Raw genomic sequence first — 20,041 nt, 5'->3', positions numbered from 1 at the left:
AAGGGAGATGTCAAATGTCAAATTATTTTTTGTTTGTTTAGTTTTACTTGGAATTGTCTCTTGTATGAGTGAAAAACCAGAGTTGATTCAGTTGAATTTCGAAAAAGATTTAATGCCTGAAGGTATTGCGATCAATAGTAGTACAAAAAAGTTATATTTAAACAGTTTAAAAAATAATAAAATAGTAAGTAGCTCACTCGATGGTAGTTCCCCTACAACCTTTCTCGAATCTAACAAACATAATTATTTAGCTGGTTTTGGAATGACAATTAAAGGAGATACTTTATATGCTCTTGGTAACAGTCTTACACAAAATAAAAACAAATCAATTCTTTTACTTTTACAACTTTCTTCTGGTGACCTAATTGATTCCTACTCAATTAATGATTCAACTTTTCACTACTTAAATGACTTAGCTGTTAGTTCAACCAATAAGATTTTTATAACAGACTCAGAAAGTAATAAAATCTATACCATACAAAGACCCAGCAAGAACATTGAGGTTTATTTGGATGCTGAAGAAGTTTCTAACTCTAATGGAATTACTATATCTAATGATGATGAATTGTTATACTTAGCATCAAGTAAAGGAATTCGAATTATTGAAACAGTATCAAAAAAAATAATAAACAAACCCAGAAAAGATTATTCGGGCATAGACGGTTTAAAATATTATAATAATAATTTATACGGCATAGTAAATGCTAAGCGTGACAGAACGCAAAATGGATTATTCAAATTTAAACTCAACAAAGCTCGAACCGAAATTCTGGAAAATGAAAAAATAGTCGAATTTACAGAGAGTTTTAAAACCCCGACTACTTTCGACATTTTTGATAAAAACATTTTTTTTGTGACCAATACACAAATAGATAATTTTGATGAGGATACGAATACGATTTTGGATTTAAAAAAGTTGAAACCTTATGAAATCATGAAAATCAAAGTAAAATAATATAATAAAGACCAATCCATAAAAAAAAAGGTTTAATCAAAAGTCTTATTAATTTCAATTCTCATATTTATCATAAAACAAAGTATCCATCTTGTATAATGTTACTGGCTATAACTTTTAATTAAATGAAACATCGAACCCTCATATTCAAATACAGCTAGATCCTATGCAATATAGTATCATAGTAATCAGGTTATTGTATTTTTACTGAAGTTCGGTGCTTTTAGAAAAAAGATTTTCAATTCATATCAGAAAAATAAAAAAATAAAGTAACATATTCTGGTATTGTGACATGTATGTATAACATGAATAATACTTAAACTTAAAAAATGAAAATTAAATTTATTTTAATAATTGTAGTATTTCCATATCTTTTTTCTTCCTGTAATTTAAAAGAAGGAGGGGTAAGAACAAGAAACAACATGGAAAAATATGCTTTGGAGTACATTAACAAGAACCAATTATTAGAAGAAGGTGAAAAAATATCAGCTTATTACGATTATACTATTTCCCTTGTAGGTACAGAATCTGTTTTATTAACCAATTCTAGATTAATTTATCACAACAAGAACACACAAACAACATCTATTGATATTAATGATATTTTTGACATACAAAACAGAACCGAGCCCTTTATCGGAGATATTATCGAAGTAACTAGCAAAAACGGAGATATTATGATGATCGAAATTGCTCCTTTAAATCAAGGAAAGACTTTTTTAAAGGTTTTAAAATCAAAAGTGAACAAAAAAATATAGTCAATATTATATAAACTATGTTTACTCGAACTTAATGAAAATTACAAACGAAAAATATAAAAACCTAAAATTAGCTATTGAAGAAGAACGTGCCGAAAACTTTATTATTGATTTTATTTTATCTAGTGTATTGGGATTAATAGTTTCCTTTCTAACCTTTCAAAATTTAGTTTTTGCTTTTTTCGTATACACAATTCTTAGGTTTCTCTATTATTTCTGTTTTGAGCTTTTATTAGGCAGAACACCGGGAAAATATCAAACACAAACCAAAGTTGTACGTATGAACAACAAAAAACCAACCATAACTCAACTAATAATAAGAAACTCAAGTCGATTTGTAAGCATTTTTTCTGGTGTTAGCGATCATGAAAGAGCTATTCATGATAACTTATCTGGCACTTTTGTTATAAAGGATAAAACATTAAAAAAAATTGACTTCAAAAGACCTATTACAATCTTATTTAATTTTTCTTTAGTTGGGTTTTCAATTTACATAATAGGAACACAACCTGAGTTAAATACTTTTGACATTATTTTAGTAATCACTTTAAGTCTCATATTTATTTCTAGTTTATATTTACTATTCAAAAATGGCAAATTGTAAATATACTATGACAGTTTAATGACTCCATAAATACGTGTTCTTAATTGTTACAAAAATTTCTCGTAAGAAATTAACCTGCATTAATTATCTTTAACTCTGAGTCATAACCTGCGTATATCTCTTCTAAAAAATAATAACACACAAAACACTAATTTTTAGGTAAGCATAAAATGATATTTATAATAAATAAGTTAAAGTTAGGTTCTAAAATTGCTTCAATGATTATAGGAACCTTCGTTCTTATTACTTGTAACTCTAAGAATGTTAATAGCAAAAAAACAATCTTTGAACCTACTTGGGAATCTTTAGCTAAACATGATACAGAACCTGAGTGGTTCAAAGATTCAAAGTTTGGAATCTACTTTCACTGGGGTCTTTTTACGGTACCCGAGTACTATGATGAAAAGTATCCCCGATGGATGTATTTTGAAAAATTACCCGAAAAAGGATGGGGAGGTCCAGTTCGTAAATATCACAATGAAACTTATGGTGGTGTAGAGAAATTCAATTATCATGATTTTATTCCTATGTTTAAAGCAGAGAAATTCAATGCAGCGGTATGGGCAGAATTGTTTGAGTTATCCGGAGCTAAGTTTGCGGGACCAGTAGCCCAACATCATGATGGTTTTGCTATGTGGGATAGTGATGTAAATCCATTTAATGTTATGGATAAAGGACCTAAAAAAGACATCACTGGTGAGCTATTTCAAGAGCTTAAAAAACGTAAAATCAAAACTATTGCTACATTTCATCATGCTAGAAATTTAGCACGTCATGCAAATGACACCAGTCAATGGGCAGATAAATGCGATAAGCCAATGATGTCAAATGATAGCTATTATCCTTATCACCCTAATTTAATTACTTCTACCAAAGATGCCGAATTAAAATACTTGTATGGTAATATTTCAGAACAAGAATTTAATGATTATTGGCTCAATCAGGTAAACGAAGTAGTCGAAAATTATGCACCAGATATGATCTGGTTTGATTCTTGGTTGCATTTAATTCCTGAAAATTATCGCAAAAAAATGGTAGCTCATCATTTTAATACTGGTGTAAACCGAGGACAAAAACCTATCGTATTTTACAAGCAACAAGATTTACCAGATAACGTTGGCCTATTAGACATTGAGCAAGGAGGTAAAAAAGGTATGTCAAAACAATATTGGTTAACAGATATTACTATTACCAAATGGGGTTGGAGTTATACCAATAAGTTAAAGTGTAAAAAACCAGATATACTTATCCGCAACATGATAGATGTATGGAGTAAAAAAGGAGTAGTATTATTAAACCTATCTCCACGTGCAAACGGAACCATCCCTAATGAACAACAAGAAGTTTTAAAATCTATTGGCAAATGGATGAACAAACATAAAGAAGCGGTATACGAAACAAGAACACATACTACATATGGTTATGGTGTTGTTACTGTCAAAGATAACGTGCATGGTGGACAATCCGCTACTATTAAATATACTAAAGATGATGTTCGATTTACAACCTCAAAAGATAAAAAAACTATATACATTTTTACATTAGGAATGCCCGAAGCGAAGACAAATTTAGAAATTAACAATGTGATAGATATTTCAAAAAATCAACCTATTAAACGTGTTTCTATAATTGGTAGTAAAAGCACACTAGATTGGTCTGTTAATGATGATAAACTTATCGTAAAAACTCCTGAAACAACAGAAATGGATGAAATTGCAACAGTCTTTAAATTAGAATTCCTTTAACCGATACAAGCTAAGCCATTGATTAACAAATAATACGTTACACAAATTAACAGGAGACGATATTTGCTATATTTAGGAAGACAGAAGTAGTATACAATAAGCCTTACTATGACCAAATAAAAACTTCTGAAACACTTTAAACAAAAATCTAATTAATGTATATTACCGCCCTATTTAAAGGTAAAAAATATGCAAAGTAATACCGTGCTGACTTACATTAAAGATGTAATAGAAAATATGCCTAAGGATTGGTTAAATCTAACAACGCATCGATTAGATATTTATGATGAAGAATTGGCCAAAAGTCAGTTTTTAGAACAGCTTGAAATTTTATTTGACACAAATAATTCTCAATCTTCAGCATTAAATGAACTACCTACTGCATACGATTATATTCGATTAGGTCACCCATTATCTTGCGTTCTGGAATGGGTTGTTGCAAAATTAAACAATTCAAAAGCAGAAAATATAATCAGTTTTTCTTCAAAAACAGTTCCTGTTTTATCTGTTCTTAGAAAGAACTTATTAATCAATAAAAACACTCAGATCTTTTATATCGATGAATTACCCGATTTTTTTGATCCAGATGTAATACAGCACATATACGGTTATAAATTTGATGTAAAGAAAATAAATAGTATTCAAGAGATTCCTGAACTCGATGACAGTACAATTTTCATTTCACAAAGAGATGATATTTGCAATTTTGATCTCATTTCAAATGTTGACTTTTTTATAAACATTCATCCTGACCTAGGTAGTCTAATATTAGTAAATGGTGAGCAAAACAAAAGTTATATCTCAGAAATTCAACATGTAAGAAGAAGAGAAACTATTGCAATGACACCGGCTAATACTTTGGTTGCACTGAATTACCTTTTAGAAAAAACTACTATCGATAGTCCAAATAATGCTATTGAAACTAATAAAACACTTGTCTTAAATTCAATAAAACACATTACTGATACCACTGTAGAACCATTAGTTGGATCTAGTGGACTCTCTATGCAGTATGCTATTGTAATGGGGCTGGTTCATCATGCACTCGAAAATCATAAAGGAAAAGCCATAAAAATTATCGTTCCCCCAAATTGTTATGGAGGAACAAACGACCAAGCAAGACGTGTAGCAGCTTGCAGTGATACTATTGAAGTAATGGATTTACCTGTTGACGGCGGTAAAGATATGGTACAAAGCATTGATCTAGTTTTAAATAAAATTGCTGATGAAGATGCAATTCCCTATATCATTGCTGAAATTCCAACAAACCCAAGAGTTGAAGTCCCAGATCTTATAAAGTTAAAAGACGTTTTAAGTAAAGAACGTAAGACTAAGAATAATGAAACCGCAATTGATCCAGTTTTTATATTGGATCAAACATTTTGCCCTAATGTTCATTTTCTTGGCAAATATGAAATACTCTCTTCTGTTAGAACCATTGCATATGTAAGTGGATCTAAATTTCCAAGTGGCGGTAAATGTACCGCTGGTTACTGTGTCGCGAATAATAAATCTGAGGCTTTGATGAAAAAAATAGAGCTACATTTAAGACTTTGTGACAATGAGGCTACAAATCTTCAAATGGAAATACTCGCCAAACAGTTACCTTCAATGAATCAAAGAATACATGATGCTTATAAGAATACACGTGAATTTGTAAACTATATCAATGATATATTACCAGAAGCAAAAATCAATTTTGTTTCAGAAGAGTTGGCTAATAAAGGATTCACCCCATCAGTATTTTCATTAGACCTTCCAACAAAAGGTAATACTGACGAAGAAAAAGAAACATACAAACGAGCACTTAATCTCAAATTAATCAACTTAATGATTAGTGAAATTCCAAATGAAAGTAAATTTTGTGTAAGCTACGGGCAGTTAAAAGGGTGTTATTGGACAATACCTGCAACCTCAACTCAAGGTACAACTAAAGAGGATGACAAAGATTATATTGTACGCGTAGCGCTTTCAGCTAATTTGGATTTTGAACTTCACAAAAAGGTGTTTTCGAGTTTTGTTAAAAGTATATAATCTCAAAAGTATAAACGATAGTCTTTTAAAAGGTAAGTCCGGATCAAATTAAAAAAAGCAAATCTTTTAGTGCTCTACAATACGTATATAGGATTTTGCATATCATTATGTTAACAAAAAATTAGACTCTACTAGTACTAAAATGTCAGAAAAAATTCGTAAATTGTTGTATAACCTTATACAAACCAACAACTTATGGAAAAATTTCTACTATTTTTACTTTTACTTCCTCTTACTATTTTTGCACAGACGAATTACTCGCAAGAGGATATTACAGCTGCTGCTTCGCACGAGAAACAATGGCTACTTACTAATACAACAGGAGACAAGACAGATTACGCCTATGGCATAACAAAGATGGTCCAACCTTTTATTCAAGCTAAAACGAATTGGGAAGCGCAATATTCATCATGCGGAACAAATTGCCAGCAATGGGTTCACCAAACCAATGCTCCCAGTACTCTAAAAAAGAGAAAAATATCTTATAAAGTATACTTTGAAAAATTACCAACTGGTAAACTAATAAGTACCAAAGTCGTTTTTGAAGGTAATAAAGATCTAATCATTGACTTTTTTATGACGTACTGGACAGATGACCTTGAATTTAATCCAGGAACTAAAGACAAACATGATCTTGCAACGGTCCGATTTTTAACCGATATAGCAACACTAAAAACTAATACTGATGGTGACGCTTCAATTATAGTTACAACAGGTACTGCAAAAGATTCTTATGCCAATATGCTATCTCATAATTAATATATAAGAATTCTTTTCAACATAATCATACATAGTATCCTCTTTACTCCTATTGGAATAAAGGGGATATTTTTTATCATCATATTTTACTTTGTAATTTATTTTTCTGTTATAGGTTTTTAATCTTTTGTTATAGTGAATTATCTCCTGCGCTTTAAAGAATTATTTATTTTTAGGTAACTAATTTATTATGAAAAGGAGACAGTTTATTAATACCGTTGGAAAGGCTACATTATTACTATTGGCACCAATAGAACTATTAGCTAAGAGTAAAATTCTTGATAACATGTCGGGCGATTTCGTCTTTGCCGAAGCAGAACAATTTGCCAATCACGGAGGATGGGAATTAGATCAGCAATCGATGGATCAAATGGGTTCTCCTTATTTATTAGCTCATGGATTAGGCATTCCTGTCGAGGATGCTTCTACAATGCTAACATTTCCTAAAAAAGGAAAATATCGAGTATGGGTACGTACTAGAGATTGGGTAGCTCCATGGAAAGCACCAGGTGCTCCAGGAAAGTTTCAATTACTTATTAATGACAAACCATTAGAAGAAACTTTTGGAACCAAAGGAGCCGATTGGCATTGGCACGATGGTGGGCTTGTAGAAGTATCTCAAAAGACAAAAGTAGCACTACATGATCTAACAGGTTTTGAAGGAAGATGTGAAGCCATCTTATTTTGTAAAGATTTAGATTTTGAACCTGTAAATGATATTGCAGCTCTTACCAAATTTAGGAGAGAGTTATTAGGATTACCAGAAAAACCTTTAGATGGTGGATATTTTGACCTAGTGGTTACAGGTGGTGGATTTGCTGGAACTTGTGCCGCAATTTCTGCAGCAAGAAATGGGTTATCTGTGGCACTTATTCAGGATCGTCCCGTATTAGGTGGGAACGGAAGTTCGGAGGTAAGAGTTTGGCCAGAAGGCCATACTCGACAGAAACCCTACGTGCATATAGGAGAAATTGTTGACGAAATTGCACCCGACTTTGTAGATCATGGAAAATATGGAACACGTAATGCCAGATTAGGCAATGTGTATGATGATGAGCGCAAAATAAAAGTTATCAAACAGGAACCTCGTATTACATTATTCCTAGAAGAAAGAGTAATTCAAGTTACACAAGAGAACAGCAAAATTAATGCTGTAGTTTCTCAAAATACCAGAACTGCGGTGCAGACTGAAATTAAAGGTAAATTCTTTGCGGACTGCACAGGTGATGCAACTGTTGGTTTTCTGGGGGGAGCAAAATATGAAATATCCGGCTCGGGATTCATGGGGTTTTCTAATATGTGGAATGTAATGGATGCAGCAAATGAGGAAGATGTTTTAAAATGTGAATGTAAAGATAAAGCAGCACTCACACTATCATGTGAGATTGGAGATACAGCACAACCATTTCCGAGATGTCCTTGGGCCATAGATTTAAGTGATAAACCATTTCCAGGAAGGGCCAATTACAAAGGGCAATGGGGATCAGAAGATCCGTTAGGTAATCTTGGAGGATGGTTCTGGGAAAGTGGTTTTGATAAAGACCCTATAACTGACGTAGAAAAAATTCGAGATCTAAACTTTCGAGCCATGTATGGTGCATGGGATGCTTTAAAAAATATAGATAAATTATACCCTAATCATCGATTAGGATGGTCAGCCTTTATTTCAGGAAAAAGAGAATCCAGAAGACTTATGGGAGACATAAAATTAACCGCTAATCATTTTAGAGATAAGGTTAAGTTTCCCGATGGTGCCTTTCCTTGCTCTTGGGGTATAGATGTTCATAGCCCCCATGAATCTTTTGATAAAGATTTAAAAGGCGAAGAATTTATTTCTTTTGCTACCACAGGAAAAGGATATGATTATGAAGGCCCATATTGGGCCCCTTATCGCGCACTTTATAGTCAGAACATTACAAATTTGTTTATGGCTGGTCGAAATATTAGTGTTAGTAGAGAAGGATTAGGTCCTGTAAGAGTAATGAAAACCTGTGGAATGATGGGTGAAATAGTAGGTAAAGCCGCAGCTATTTGTTCGAAATATAATACTACTCCTAAAGGTGTGTATAAAGACCATTTGGATAAATTAAAAGAAATGATGAAACAACCAGGGTCCAAGCGCATTTAAATTTCAAATAATTCGTAATATATAATGAAATATTATCCTCTATTTGTTTTGATTCTTTTCCTATCAAACTCTTGCAAAAATAACAGTTCGGTTTCAGAAGAAAGCAATGTTAAGAAAAGTGATTCATCCGTTAATTATTTTAAATTAGATTTAGGAAAACCAACTCTTAAATCAAAATTTGAAAATGATACTTGGAGTATCTGGGGTGGTTCTATGGTAAAAGGAAATGACGGATTGTACCACATGTTTTATTCACGTTGGAAAAAAGAATTAGGATGGGCCTGGGTAACTGATTCTGAAATCGCTCATGCAGTTTCTAATACTCCATTTGGTCCCTTTACGTTCAGGGATGTAGCACTTTCAAATAGAGGTAGTAATTATTGGGATGGATTGTGTACGCATAACCCTAATATACACAAGTTTGATGGAAAATATTATCTCTACTATATGGGAAATACTGGAGATGGCAAAACGACCACTTTTCCGGGTAAATTAGTATTAAATCCAAGCCATCGCAATAATCAACGAATTGGTGTTGCTGTTTCTGATAGTCCTAATGGTCCTTGGAAAAGGTTTGATACTCCTCTTATTAATACTGGTACGCATGAAAACGCCCTAGACGCATTAATGGTTAGCAATCCATCCGTTACTAAGCGTCCAGAAGGTGGTTATCTTATGGTGTACAAAGCTGTTGGAAAACAAAAACCTGGAATTTGGGGTGGACCTGTAGTACATTGTATAGCTACTTCAGAAAATCCTACCGGCCCATTTAAAAAATATGATCAACCTGTATTTCAAACAAAAGATTATGATTTTCCGGCTGAAGATCCTTTTATTTGGTATCAAAAAGGTAAATACCGAGCCATTGTTAAAGACATGCATGGGGCTTTTACCAATGTTGGTCGTTCATTAGTATTATTTGAATCCGAAGATGGATTTGATTGGAAACTATCAGATACTCCATTGGTTTCCGAATTAAAAATTGATTGGGCCAATGGATATACACAAACTGTAGATCATTTAGAACGACCCCAACTTTATATAGAAAATGGAAGACCAATTGCACTACTTTGTGCAGCTGATATAAAAGATTCTCAAAATGTTATACACTCGTTTAATGTACAAATCCCCATTTTAGAATAGTATGGGTTCTTTTTGATTGGTAAAAAATATCCAAAAGTAAAAGGTTTACATTTTATTCAATATCTATATTACAAACATTTCTAAATCAGAAATAAAAAATGTAACACTCTAAAATTATACCTTTACGATAATTCAAAAATGCAAATTAAGGTTTAATGAAAATAGCAACGGTACAGACAAAATCTATTAAAGGCGATATCGCTGCCAATATTACTAATCATAAAAAGTTAATCAATTCATGTATTTCGTTACAGGCAGATGCTGTTTTTTTTCCAGAGTTATCATTAACAGGATATGAGCCCAAACTTGCTAAAGAATTAGCTATCACAAAAGAAGACATTAGACTTGAGCCTTTTCAAGAACTTAGTAACCGCAATACAATTACTGTCGGTGTAGGTTTACCTACAAAATCAGAATATGGTATTCATATCAGTATGATTATATTTCGGCCTAATCTACCAAAACAAATCTATCACAAGCAATATTTGCATGATGATGAACTCCCCTATTTTGTTACAGGTCAAGATTGTAATATTATTACTATAAATGACATAAAGGTAGCCTTGGCCATCTGTTATGAAAGTTTACAACTAGTTCATTTTAAAAAATCTATCAAACGAGGAGCCAAATACTATTTAACATCTGTTGCAAAATCAAAAAAAGGGGTTGATCATTCATTAAAACATTATGCTAAACTAGCTCAACAACATTCGACACCTATTTTAATGTGTAATAGCATTGGACTTTGTGATACTTTTGAGAGCACAGGAACTTCTTCTATTTGGAATTCTAAAGGAAAACTTATAGCACAATTAGATAACATAAATCAAGGAATTCTTATTTTTGACACACAAACAGAAGAAGTAATTCGTACCCAAATTTAAGTATACAAAGACAATAAAATTCATGGCATATAACATAGTTCTTATCGAACCTGAAATCCCTAACAATACGGGAAATATAGGTCGGTTAAGTTTAGCTTCAGGATCCAATTTGCATTTAGTAAAACCATTTGGATTTGAACTCAGTGACAAAAGGGTCAAAAGAGCTGGGCTAGATTATTGGAAACATCTTTCTATAACCATATACGAGAGTAAAGAAGAATTCTTTGAAATACATAAGGACAAAAAAATAGCTTTTTTCTCTAGTCATAGTGAAAATTCATATTGGTCTATAGATTATGAAGATGATATGTTTTTCGTATTTGGGAAAGAATCAAAAGGGCTTTCTGAAAATATTATTGCGAATAATTTACATAGAACTTATAAAATTCCAATTTACAATGAGCATATTCGAAGTTTAAACCTAGCAAATGCTGTTAGTATTATAGTGTATGATGGATTAAAAGCTTTACATAAATAACCTACAAGAATAATTATAGAGTCAACATTCGTAACATTTGACTTTTTTTTGCATTTTTCGTCCTTAAATAGACCCTGTATGTTTTCAAAATTAGAGTAAAAAACTACCAATTATCTCTATAATTTGTCAATAAAATTATCAGATTACTCTTGTATCACTTTAATCCTTAGCAAGACACGAAACCTCTTTATCAAAAAATACACTATTCTTATTAAAATAATGTTTTACATGAGAAAACAATAAAAATACCAGATACAAACGTTTTTATATTACCAAATTGTTAATAATTAACAGTTTTACAACAAAATTAAGTTTACCAATTTCTTAATAAAACAGCTTAAAAATTACATAAAAGCCATCTCTGATCTTCGGTTTATTACATAATTAAGAACACCTCTCTTGTTTCTATTGCAAACCCAATAATCTTATTTTTTTCTTGAACCAGTTCATCATCAATTTTGTTAGAAAAACTTTATGATTTTGGATTGATTTTTTGAATACATTTGCCACCGATTTAAAAAACAAAAACGCAAAACTTTACTATTATGAAAAACTTTTTAATCTTACTTGTTATCGCTGTTAGTCTTTTTTCTTGTGAAACAGAATCATTAAATGATGCTGCTCCTTTTCCTCAAGAAAACAACCCTGTTGATACAGAACCAAATGATACTGTTGATGAATTAGACGAAGTTGACGAAATAAAAGGTTAGTCACTAAGACATAAAAAAACATTTTAGTTATCCCCCCAAATCTAATAGTTTTTTGATTTTAATTCGCCTCAGAACAATAAAAGATACATTTAAATAAACAAAACACAAAACTTTATTATTATGAAAAATTTTTTAATCCTACTCGTTATCGCCGTTAGTCTTTTTTCTTGTGAAACAGAATCATTAAATGATGCTGCTCCTTTTCCTCAAGAAAACAATCCTGATGTAGATCCTGATGTTACAATAGATGAACTAGACGAAGTTGACGGTCAATAAATAAGACATAGAAAATATTTAAGTTATAATACCCCAAACCTAATAGTTTTTTTCATTTGAATTAGCCTCAAAATAATAAAAGACCTATTGAAATAAATTAAAGAAGCCCTATAAAGGCTTCTTTTTTTTGTAGTACTTATTGATACTGCGAAAAATACCAAAATGAAGTATCTTTATGTTACAAGCATTTTTTACGACTTCAAGTAAAACATTGTTATTATTGTCACCCTTTAGCATATCGCTTATACAAATTTCCCAACGGCACAATTAGACCTCTAAAGGGTTCCTTTATTTTTCACAGATAAGATAAACTTAGTTCCTAAATCTTAATAATGTTAGTTAGTTTTTTGCAAAAAGAACTAGTCAAAAATTCGGGGAATTTTCCGTTTTTATTACAATTGTAATTTTTCTTAAAAAAGGTTATGGAATCCCGTATAAAAGTGAATTAAATTTTTATTATCTTCGATAAACACCCGCTTATATTTTCATTGTCAAAATAGTTTTTAGTCAGTCTCTAATTTAAACTTAAAACTAACTTTTCATGAATGTTATTGACCCCCTACATAAACACGAAGGATTCACATTTCGAACAATGATTGATAGTATTCCTAATCCATTGATTTTAATTAATCAAGAAGGAAAAATTGTATATATAAATACTTATACAGAACACTTATTACAATATCAAAAGGATGAAATTATTGGGCGAAATATTGAAACCGTTATCCCAAAATGGTTTAATTGGCAGCATTATCAGTACTTAGATTTTATATTTAAAGACCCTGAAGTTAAAATTACTGATAGAAACGTCGAAATTTTTGGGATACGAAAAAATAAAAATAAGATTCCTTTAGAAATAAAATCAAATACTATCGATACTTCTGATGGAAAAATGATTCTTATCTCTTTAATAGATATTAGTGAAAGAAAAAAAACGGAAAATACTTTAGAAAAACATATTAAAAAACTAAAAAACAAAAATAAGGAACTTGAACAATTTAATTATATTGCTTCTCACGATCTACAAGAACCATTAAAATCTATTTCTAGTTTGACAACGATGATAACCGATGAGTATCGAGATCATCTAAATGAAGAAATTAAAAATTCTTTTACTTTTCTACATGAATCTACTAGTCGCATGAAAAATCTTATTTCTGCTCTTTTAGATTATGGACGTTTAGGACGACATCTTGAATTAAAACAAATAAACTGTAATACCTTGATTCGAGAAGTTATAGATGATTTTTCTACTATTATCAAAGATTTTCAAATCGAATTTAAAATTGGGGATTTACCAATCATCTATGGTTATAGAACTGAATTAAAAGTATTGTTTGAAAACCTTATTAGCAATGCTATTAAATTTAGAAAAAAACATGTGCCAACCATTATCGAAATTTCAGCGCAAAAACAATTAGATACTTGGTTCTTTAGTATAAAAGATAATGGCATTGGGATGAACATGAAATTCATAAATAAGATCTTTACTATCTTTCAACAATTAAACTCTAAAGAAGAATATTCTGGAACAGGAATAGGCTTATCACATTGTAAAAAAATTGTTGAAATCCATGATGGAGATATCTGGGTAGAATCGGTACCTGGACGAGGTAGCTCTTTTTATTTTACCATTAACATCAAAATATGACTATCATGAAAAAGATAACAGGTTTAGATTGCATCATATTGGTCGATGATGATAAGATTACAAACTTTATTAATAAGAAAGTTATTAAGCGTGCTGATATAGATGTTACGATTAAAGTTAATTATAATGGCACCGAAGCTTTAAACTATTTAAAGGAAATGGATCAAGGCTCTAGTAGTGAGTTTCCCAGGCCAGGGATTATTTTTTTGGATATCAACATGCCCGGTATGAGTGGGTGGGATTTTATTGACGAATACAAAAAACTGCCCTGTATGCAAAAGGAAAAAATTATAATTGCTATGTTAACTACCAGTGTAAACCCTGATGATGAACACATTGCCAATACAACACCTGAAATTAATATCTACCTTAAAAAACCTTTAACCGTAAAAAAATTAGAAGATACTATTGATACTTATTTTCCGGTTTAATTATCAAAAAGCAAAATAAACCTTAACCTATATAGGTTCTCCATATAGGTCAAAATCTTCTGCCTCATAAATTTTTACTGTGGTATAATCCCCTGTCTTGAGGTAATGTTTAGTAGCATCTATTAATACTTCATTATCTACATCGGGTGAATCAAACTCGGTACGACCTATAAAATAATTACCTTCTTTACGATCTATAATTATCTTAAATTCCTTACCTATTTTTTGTTGGTTTAATTCCCAAGAAATCTGAGATTGAATTTCCATGATCTCATTTGCTCGTTCCATTTTCACATCTTCAGGAACATCATCTTCAAGATTAAAAGCATGGGTATTCTCCTCATGAGAATATGTAAAACACCCTAGACGCTCAAAACGCATTTCTTTAACCCAAGACCTTAAAGTTTCAAAATCTTCTTGCGTTTCTCCTGGATATCCTACAATTAGGGTAGTACGAATTGCCATTTCTGGTACAGCCTCTCTAAATTCTTTTAATAATTTAGTGGTTTTGGCTTTTGTGGTTCCACGACGCATTGATTTTAATATAGGATCTGATATATGCTGAAGTGGGATATCAATATAGTTACATATTTTTGATTCTTGTTTCATAACTGCTAATACATCCATAGGAAACCCTGTTGGAAATGCATAATGAAGTCTTATCCATTCTATACCCTCTACTTTTGCAAGAGATCTTAATAAATCTGCTAATTTTCGCTCTTTATACAAGTCTAAACCATAATATGTAAGATCTTGAGCTATTAACACTAATTCTTTTACTCCATCTGCAGCTAATTTTTCTGCTTCAATAACGAGCTCTTCTATTGGCGTGGATTTATGCTTTCCTCTCATTAAAGGTATCGCACAAAATGAACAAGGACGATCACAACCTTCTGCAATTTTAAGATAAGCATAATTTTTTGGAGTAGTAGTAAGACGCTCTCCTATCAATTCATGTTTATAATCTGCTCCTAAAGCCTTTAATAACCCAGGAAGTTCTGTTGTACCAAAATATTGATCCACATCAGGGATTTCTTCTTGTAAATCCGGCTTGTAGCGTTCTGATAAACAACCGGTAACAAATACTTTATCAACAGTACCTTCATCTTTTTTTTGCACATACTCAAGAATAGTATTTACAGACTCCTCCTTAGCATTAGCAATAAAACCGCAAGTATTAATAACCACAATGTTTCCTTCTTCCTCATGAACAACTTCTTTGTTGTTCGCCTTCAATTGCCCCATTAACACTTCGCTATCGTAGACATTCTTACTACAGCCTAATGTAACAACGTTGATTTTATTTTTCTTTAAAGTCTTTGTTCTCATATCTTTTGAATAAAAGGTGTGCAAAGATACAATGAATAAGTATAGTTTAGCCTATAAATTTAATTACTATAAGCATTAAAAAAAGAACTCTCTCTAAACTCAAGATATATTTATAGGAAATACTTTTTTAAAAAGAAACTCTAAAAGTAGCATTTGGTGTTAGCCCTAATGACTCTTCTTGAATTTCTTCCAGAGAATTTTCTGAAATTCTGTAGTAATTATTGATTACATTTTGGTTATTGGTAATATTCCAGACAGATACTCCTGCATGAGCAAAAACCTTTTTACCAAATCTAAAATCATATGTTGCGGAGATATCTAATCTAAAATAATCATCTAATCTACTACTATTAACATCTTCAAAATTAATTCGGTTCCCAAATCTCTCATTTCCTTGTACAGGTCTAGTTGTAGGCAACCCAGAACTCCAATTTAATCCAGAAGATAATTTTAAATCTTTTAAAATATAAGATGTCCCAAATGATAGAGAATGTCTAGCATCTAAATTATTAGGAAAAGCATCCTCTTGAAAGTCTTTAAAAATATAATCATTCTTTGCGTACGAATAACTCGCCCATGTATTAATTTTTCTAAATCTTTTATTTACTAAAACATCAACGCCATTTACCGTATATTCACCAACTGCATCTTCAAATTCAAAATCGTTTCTAAACCGCTGTCCTTTTGCTGTTATTCCGTCTACTGTTTTATAATACCCTTCAATACTAATTAAAAAACCTTTCCTGTTATAGTGCAATCCTAACGATGCTTGTTTACTTTTAATAATTGGTATTTCTTTATTTTCTTCAGATAGTATCCATCTCCTTTTTTCAATGCCTAAAAAATCGTTTTGTTCATCGATTAACTGAGAAATATTCTGGTGTTTGAACTCTCCCAATATCTCAAGATTAAAATATTTTAAAAATTGTTGATTAAAATTTAATCTAGGTTCTATGATGTGTGAGTTAAACTTTTCATTAAAACTATATCGTATTCCCAAATTAATCTTAGTGGTCTTCGCAATCGTTTGAGGTCTGTAGTATAATTGAGAAAAAAGTCCATGAGTTCTAATTACTCTGTTTTCTTTTCTATTAAAAGTCGGATCTCCAATATCATTTGAAGTAGCTACCCCCGTTTCAATAAATTGATATCCATTAAGCCATTTCATTCCTTTATTAAGGTCATAAAACGTGCTTAACTTTGCTCCTGTTTCTGAAACTTTATTTTCTTGGACAAAACGTTGACCATCTCCAAAGTTTGCATTAATAGCTTTAAGCTCATAATCGGTCTCATAAATCTGAAGTACAGATTCAAAAACATCACTCCATTGTCTTTTATACCAAATCCCACCCGCATAACTATTCTGCATCAAACTACTCTGTCTTGACTCTTGAGCAGTAGTAGCATCAATGTTTTCTGTAAAAACCAATTCGTTATTAATCACTAAGAAGTTGACTCGTAAATCATCTTTATCCGTGATATTATAGTTCCAACGCATACCAATATCATAAAAATCAAAAACAATATCTTCTTGTGCACTAAGCTCATTGTCCTGAGAAATTCTTTTAAAATATTCTCTATATGTTGGTGTTTCTGCAACATCGCTTATAGATTTCCTACCTGCCAGCTGCACTGATGATTTTTTTCCTAACGGAATATCTGTAAATGCATCTGCATTAATCATATTGATACCCGCGCTTACTTCAAATTTATCATTGATTTCCTTATCAGTATTCATTATAATAGTTCCAGACACTCCATCTGTATACTCGGCACTGGTACCGTTTTTATATAAAGTAGCTTTTCTAGTTAATGTAGGGTTAAAGGCTGATATAAGTCCAAAAAAATGACCAGACTGATACATTTTTATACCATCCCAAAGAATTAAATTTTGATCATGAGTACCTCCTCGAATATTAATATTAGAAACTGTTTCATCTGTGCTTTGAATACCTGGTAGTGCCTGAACGGTTTGTAACACATCACTTTCAATAAGTCCCGGTAAGGTTCCAAAATCATTAAAATCAATTTGAAAACTTCCGTCAGTGGTCTTTTTTATTCCTTTAGTGATATAATTACTTAGTACAACCTCGGTGAGTTCTTCTGTTTTAGGTTCTAGAAGAATTTCTGCACATTTATCACTTTTAAACGAGCTAGATAGTCTGTAAACGGTTTTGTAACCCAGATGACCTATAATAATTGTTTCTCCTTTAGAATATGCAGTTATTTCAAAATCTCCATTTCTTTTACTTATGCCCGAAGATTTTTTTCCTTGTATTGTAGCATCTGCTAAAGCTAAACCTGTTTCTTTATCTTTTAGCTTTCCACAAATGATATAGGAAATGTCTTTTTTATTTATTGAAATAAAGTTATTAGCAAGTTTTGTATAGGTAAGTTCTGTTTCTTGCTTTAGAAATTCTAATGTTTTATCAAAAGAACTCTTTTTCTTAAATGATGGTACAAAAATGTCTTTTACTGTATCATCTGCAAAAGTAAATGTGTACTGAAATCGATTTTCTAAATCAGCAATTACATCAGTTAATAAGATTTTATTTTTTTTTGAAGTCTGACCATTTGACAACAATACAAAAAACACAAAAAATAACCCTAAGATATTCTTTTTAGGGCTATTATTGTTACTTCTTATATAGTCTAATATGGTTATCCGAATCAATGTTGTAAGTAAAATCTAAAGGTAACGTTATGGATTTTAAGGCATCTTCTAAATTTGTATGCACAAATCCTCCAGTAAATATACGTGAAGTATCTATATTTTCTAATGAAAAAACAACATCATATTGTCTTTCAAATTCATTTATTACTTCATAAAGCGGAACGCTCTTAAAACTACTTATATTGTTCAACCAATTAGGAAATATATCTGAAGTCATATCAGAAGTCATAGTTCCGTTTACAATTTTTAAGGTGCTACCTGCGGGTAAATCCTTATTCTGCCCATTGTATTGAACATTTACAAGTCCTTCAAAACACTTAACTTCAAAATATCCTTTACGATTTTTAACATTAAATTGTGTTCCTTTGACACTTACGATTCCCGTACCTGCAACAACATCAAATTTTGATCCTTTTGCCACCTTAAAAAAAGCTTCACCATCTAGTACAACCTCTCTTTTATCACCCCACTTGTCTTCGTTAAATGCTATTTTTGATTTTGAATTTAACATTACTGTAGACGCATCTGGTAATGCAACAGAAGTTTTTTCACTGATCAAAGTTTCAAAATTTCTTGTACCGTTATCCATAAAGAAAAAGGATCCAATACCCAACAATAACACAAGTATTGCGGCAATTCTCAGCAATGGTTTGTACCATGTATTAGAGTCTTTCTCTTTGAACGAAGAGATTTGTTGCTTATCTAACTTTGCATACAAATCATCTAAACTAGCCACTTCAGACACTTCTGAAGCTTTAAAATTTTGAGCTCCTTCAAGAATTTTAACATGACTCTTATAATCATCTAATCTTCTAAAGGCTTCCCACTCTTCTGTGGTTAGTTCATCGCTCAACCATTTTTTTATAAGATTTTCTTTATCCATCTTTTATTCCTTACTATTTATAAAACAACTAAGTTTTAGTTTTTCCCCTAAAATTATTTAAAACCTTCTAATTCGCTTTTCAATTTTTTATATGCAGCATAAATTCTATTTTCAACAGCTTTTTTTGTAACTCCCAACATTTCAGCTATTTCTGCATGTTTTTTCCCCTCAACTTTATTCAATAAAAAGGCAACTCTTTGGTCTTCGGTTAATCTACTCAAAGCGACCTGATAATTTTTTAAAAACTCTTTTTCCTCTATTACGAACTCAGGAGACTCATTTGTATACTCTTTAGGTTTATTTTCTCTATGACGCAGCACAACCTTCTGATGTTTTATCTCATTAAGCATCATATTTTTTGCAACACTAAAAAGAAAACCTTTTGCTTTAGAAGGTGTTACTTTTTTACAATTATCTAATAATTTAATAAAAGCATCTTGCATTTTATCATTAGGGCCTAATGACTCTCCGTATTTATAATATAGATAGTTATACAAATCTTTTGCGTATTTTGTGTAAATTTTAGAGAATACCTCCTCTTTACAAACATTATCGTGTAGGTCTTTTGGCATTGGTATGGAGTTTCTTGGGTCTAAATT

At 31.3% G+C, this 20,041-nt stretch carries 18 protein-coding genes; 14 read left to right on the top strand and 4 right to left on the bottom strand.

Translation table 11 applies throughout. From position 1 onward, the window contains the following. Window positions 1–7 precede the first annotated feature (7 nt). The 14 genes from D1816_RS24410 (at window position 8) to D1816_RS24355 (ending at window position 14,556) form a co-directional block, all read left to right on the top strand. A complete protein-coding gene (locus D1816_RS24410) occupies window positions 8–955 on the top strand; it encodes an SMP-30/gluconolactonase/LRE family protein (protein WP_158597727.1) in 948 nt (315 codons plus the stop codon). A 329-nt stretch (window positions 956–1,284) separates the two neighbouring features. Then, window positions 1,285–1,713 (top strand): hypothetical protein, encoded by a 429-nt coding sequence (locus tag D1816_RS24405; protein WP_118506043.1) that lies wholly within the window; start codon window positions 1,285–1,287, stop codon window positions 1,711–1,713. A gap of 34 nt (window positions 1,714–1,747) precedes the next feature. Next, window positions 1,748–2,317 (top strand): RDD family protein, encoded by a 570-nt coding sequence (locus tag D1816_RS24400; RefSeq protein ID WP_066313796.1) that lies wholly within the window; start codon window positions 1,748–1,750, stop codon window positions 2,315–2,317. Window positions 2,318–2,487: 170 nt separating this feature from the next. Then, window positions 2,488–4,062 (top strand): alpha-L-fucosidase, encoded by a 1,575-nt coding sequence (locus tag D1816_RS24395; RefSeq protein ID WP_240338677.1) that lies wholly within the window; start codon window positions 2,488–2,490, stop codon window positions 4,060–4,062. 189 nt (window positions 4,063–4,251) lie between these two features. After that, on the top strand, window positions 4,252–6,096 hold the full coding sequence (locus D1816_RS24390) for a PLP-dependent transferase (RefSeq protein WP_118506042.1): 1,845 nt from the start codon (window positions 4,252–4,254) through the stop codon (window positions 6,094–6,096). Between the two features lie 195 nt (window positions 6,097–6,291). Continuing rightward, window positions 6,292–6,855, top strand: a complete 564-nt coding sequence (locus tag D1816_RS24385) for a hypothetical protein (RefSeq protein ID WP_066313798.1) — start codon at window positions 6,292–6,294, stop codon at window positions 6,853–6,855. A 190-nt stretch (window positions 6,856–7,045) separates the two neighbouring features. Beyond that, a complete protein-coding gene (locus D1816_RS24380) occupies window positions 7,046–8,983 on the top strand; it encodes an FAD-dependent oxidoreductase (RefSeq protein WP_118506041.1) in 1,938 nt (645 codons plus the stop codon). 24 nt (window positions 8,984–9,007) lie between these two features. After that, window positions 9,008–10,126 (top strand): glycoside hydrolase family protein, encoded by a 1,119-nt coding sequence (locus D1816_RS24375; RefSeq protein WP_118506040.1) that lies wholly within the window; start codon window positions 9,008–9,010, stop codon window positions 10,124–10,126. A gap of 155 nt (window positions 10,127–10,281) precedes the next feature. Further along, window positions 10,282–11,010: a carbon-nitrogen hydrolase family protein gene (locus D1816_RS24370; RefSeq protein WP_118506039.1), complete on the top strand. Its 729-nt coding sequence runs from the start codon at window positions 10,282–10,284 to the stop codon at window positions 11,008–11,010. Window positions 11,011–11,032: 22 nt separating this feature from the next. Beyond that, window positions 11,033–11,488 carry a tRNA (cytidine(34)-2'-O)-methyltransferase gene (locus D1816_RS24365; protein ID WP_118506038.1) on the top strand — a complete coding sequence of 152 codons (456 nt, stop codon included), beginning with the start codon at window positions 11,033–11,035 and terminating at the stop codon, window positions 11,486–11,488. 545 nt (window positions 11,489–12,033) lie between these two features. Further along, window positions 12,034–12,198: a hypothetical protein gene (locus tag D1816_RS25930; RefSeq protein WP_157766085.1), complete on the top strand. Its 165-nt coding sequence runs from the start codon at window positions 12,034–12,036 to the stop codon at window positions 12,196–12,198. A gap of 120 nt (window positions 12,199–12,318) precedes the next feature. Continuing rightward, the gene (locus D1816_RS25925; protein WP_157766086.1) at window positions 12,319–12,474 is read left to right on the top strand and encodes a hypothetical protein; all 156 of its coding nucleotides are present in this window, start codon (window positions 12,319–12,321) and stop codon (window positions 12,472–12,474) included. 541 nt (window positions 12,475–13,015) lie between these two features. After that, window positions 13,016–14,125 carry an ATP-binding protein gene (locus D1816_RS24360; protein WP_066313808.1) on the top strand — a complete coding sequence of 370 codons (1,110 nt, stop codon included), beginning with the start codon at window positions 13,016–13,018 and terminating at the stop codon, window positions 14,123–14,125. 5 nt (window positions 14,126–14,130) lie between these two features. Beyond that, entirely contained in the window at window positions 14,131–14,556 is a 426-nt protein-coding gene (locus D1816_RS24355; protein WP_066314619.1) for a response regulator, read from the top strand. A 27-nt stretch (window positions 14,557–14,583) separates the two neighbouring features. Here the strand turns inward: D1816_RS24355 and rimO are convergent, their stop codons facing one another. The 4 genes from rimO to D1816_RS24335 all read right to left on the bottom strand — a co-directional run bounded on the left by rimO (window position 14,584) and on the right by D1816_RS24335 (window position 20,014). After that, window positions 14,584–15,885, bottom strand: coding sequence for a 30S ribosomal protein S12 methylthiotransferase RimO (gene rimO / locus D1816_RS24350; RefSeq protein WP_118506037.1), 1,302 nt, complete (start codon window positions 15,883–15,885; stop codon window positions 14,584–14,586). 127 nt (window positions 15,886–16,012) lie between these two features. Further along, the gene (locus tag D1816_RS24345) at window positions 16,013–18,559 is read right to left on the bottom strand and encodes a TonB-dependent receptor plug domain-containing protein (protein WP_158597728.1); all 2,547 of its coding nucleotides are present in this window, start codon (window positions 18,557–18,559) and stop codon (window positions 16,013–16,015) included. Beyond that, window positions 18,522–19,442 carry a FecR family protein gene (locus D1816_RS24340; protein ID WP_066313810.1) on the bottom strand — a complete coding sequence of 307 codons (921 nt, stop codon included), beginning with the start codon at window positions 19,440–19,442 and terminating at the stop codon, window positions 18,522–18,524. The genes D1816_RS24345 and D1816_RS24340 overlap by 38 nt, the downstream gene beginning before the upstream one ends. 53 nt (window positions 19,443–19,495) lie before the next feature. Further along, window positions 19,496–20,014, bottom strand: a complete 519-nt coding sequence (locus D1816_RS24335) for an RNA polymerase sigma factor (protein WP_066313811.1) — start codon at window positions 20,012–20,014, stop codon at window positions 19,496–19,498. Window positions 20,015–20,041 lie beyond the last annotated feature (27 nt).

Source organism: Aquimarina sp. AD10 (assembly GCF_003443715.1).
Classification (GTDB): domain Bacteria; phylum Bacteroidota; class Bacteroidia; order Flavobacteriales; family Flavobacteriaceae; genus Aquimarina; species Aquimarina aggregata.
The sequence above is the reverse complement of the archived record's forward strand: the minus strand, read 5'-3'. Positions and strand labels throughout refer to the sequence as shown.

Excerpts from the sequence above, each read along its gene's own strand:
- D1816_RS25930 (WP_157766085.1), top strand. The coding sequence starts at position 12,034 with ATGAAAAACTTTTTAATCTTACTTGTTATCGCTGTTAGTCTTTTTTCT.
- D1816_RS24395 (WP_240338677.1), top strand. The coding sequence starts at position 2,488 with ATGATATTTATAATAAATAAGTTAAAGTTAGGTTCTAAAATTGCTTCA.
- D1816_RS24380 (WP_118506041.1), top strand. The coding sequence starts at position 7,046 with ATGAAAAGGAGACAGTTTATTAATACCGTTGGAAAGGCTACATTATTA.
- D1816_RS24400 (WP_066313796.1), top strand. The coding sequence starts at position 1,748 with ATGAAAATTACAAACGAAAAATATAAAAACCTAAAATTAGCTATTGAA.
- D1816_RS24375 (WP_118506040.1), top strand. The coding sequence starts at position 9,008 with ATGAAATATTATCCTCTATTTGTTTTGATTCTTTTCCTATCAAACTCT.
- D1816_RS24385 (WP_066313798.1), top strand. The coding sequence starts at position 6,292 with ATGGAAAAATTTCTACTATTTTTACTTTTACTTCCTCTTACTATTTTT.
- rimO (WP_118506037.1), bottom strand. The coding sequence starts at position 15,885 with ATGAGAACAAAGACTTTAAAGAAAAATAAAATCAACGTTGTTACATTA.
- D1816_RS24340 (WP_066313810.1), bottom strand. The coding sequence starts at position 19,442 with ATGGATAAAGAAAATCTTATAAAAAAATGGTTGAGCGATGAACTAACC.
- D1816_RS24410 (WP_158597727.1), top strand. The coding sequence starts at position 8 with ATGTCAAATGTCAAATTATTTTTTGTTTGTTTAGTTTTACTTGGAATT.
- D1816_RS25925 (WP_157766086.1), top strand. The coding sequence starts at position 12,319 with ATGAAAAATTTTTTAATCCTACTCGTTATCGCCGTTAGTCTTTTTTCT.
- D1816_RS24335 (WP_066313811.1), bottom strand. The coding sequence starts at position 20,014 with ATGCCAAAAGACCTACACGATAATGTTTGTAAAGAGGAGGTATTCTCT.
- D1816_RS24365 (WP_118506038.1), top strand. The coding sequence starts at position 11,033 with ATGGCATATAACATAGTTCTTATCGAACCTGAAATCCCTAACAATACG.
- D1816_RS24360 (WP_066313808.1), top strand. The coding sequence starts at position 13,016 with ATGAATGTTATTGACCCCCTACATAAACACGAAGGATTCACATTTCGA.
- D1816_RS24355 (WP_066314619.1), top strand. The coding sequence starts at position 14,131 with ATGAAAAAGATAACAGGTTTAGATTGCATCATATTGGTCGATGATGAT.
- D1816_RS24405 (WP_118506043.1), top strand. The coding sequence starts at position 1,285 with ATGAAAATTAAATTTATTTTAATAATTGTAGTATTTCCATATCTTTTT.
- D1816_RS24390 (WP_118506042.1), top strand. The coding sequence starts at position 4,252 with ATGCAAAGTAATACCGTGCTGACTTACATTAAAGATGTAATAGAAAAT.
- D1816_RS24370 (WP_118506039.1), top strand. The coding sequence starts at position 10,282 with ATGAAAATAGCAACGGTACAGACAAAATCTATTAAAGGCGATATCGCT.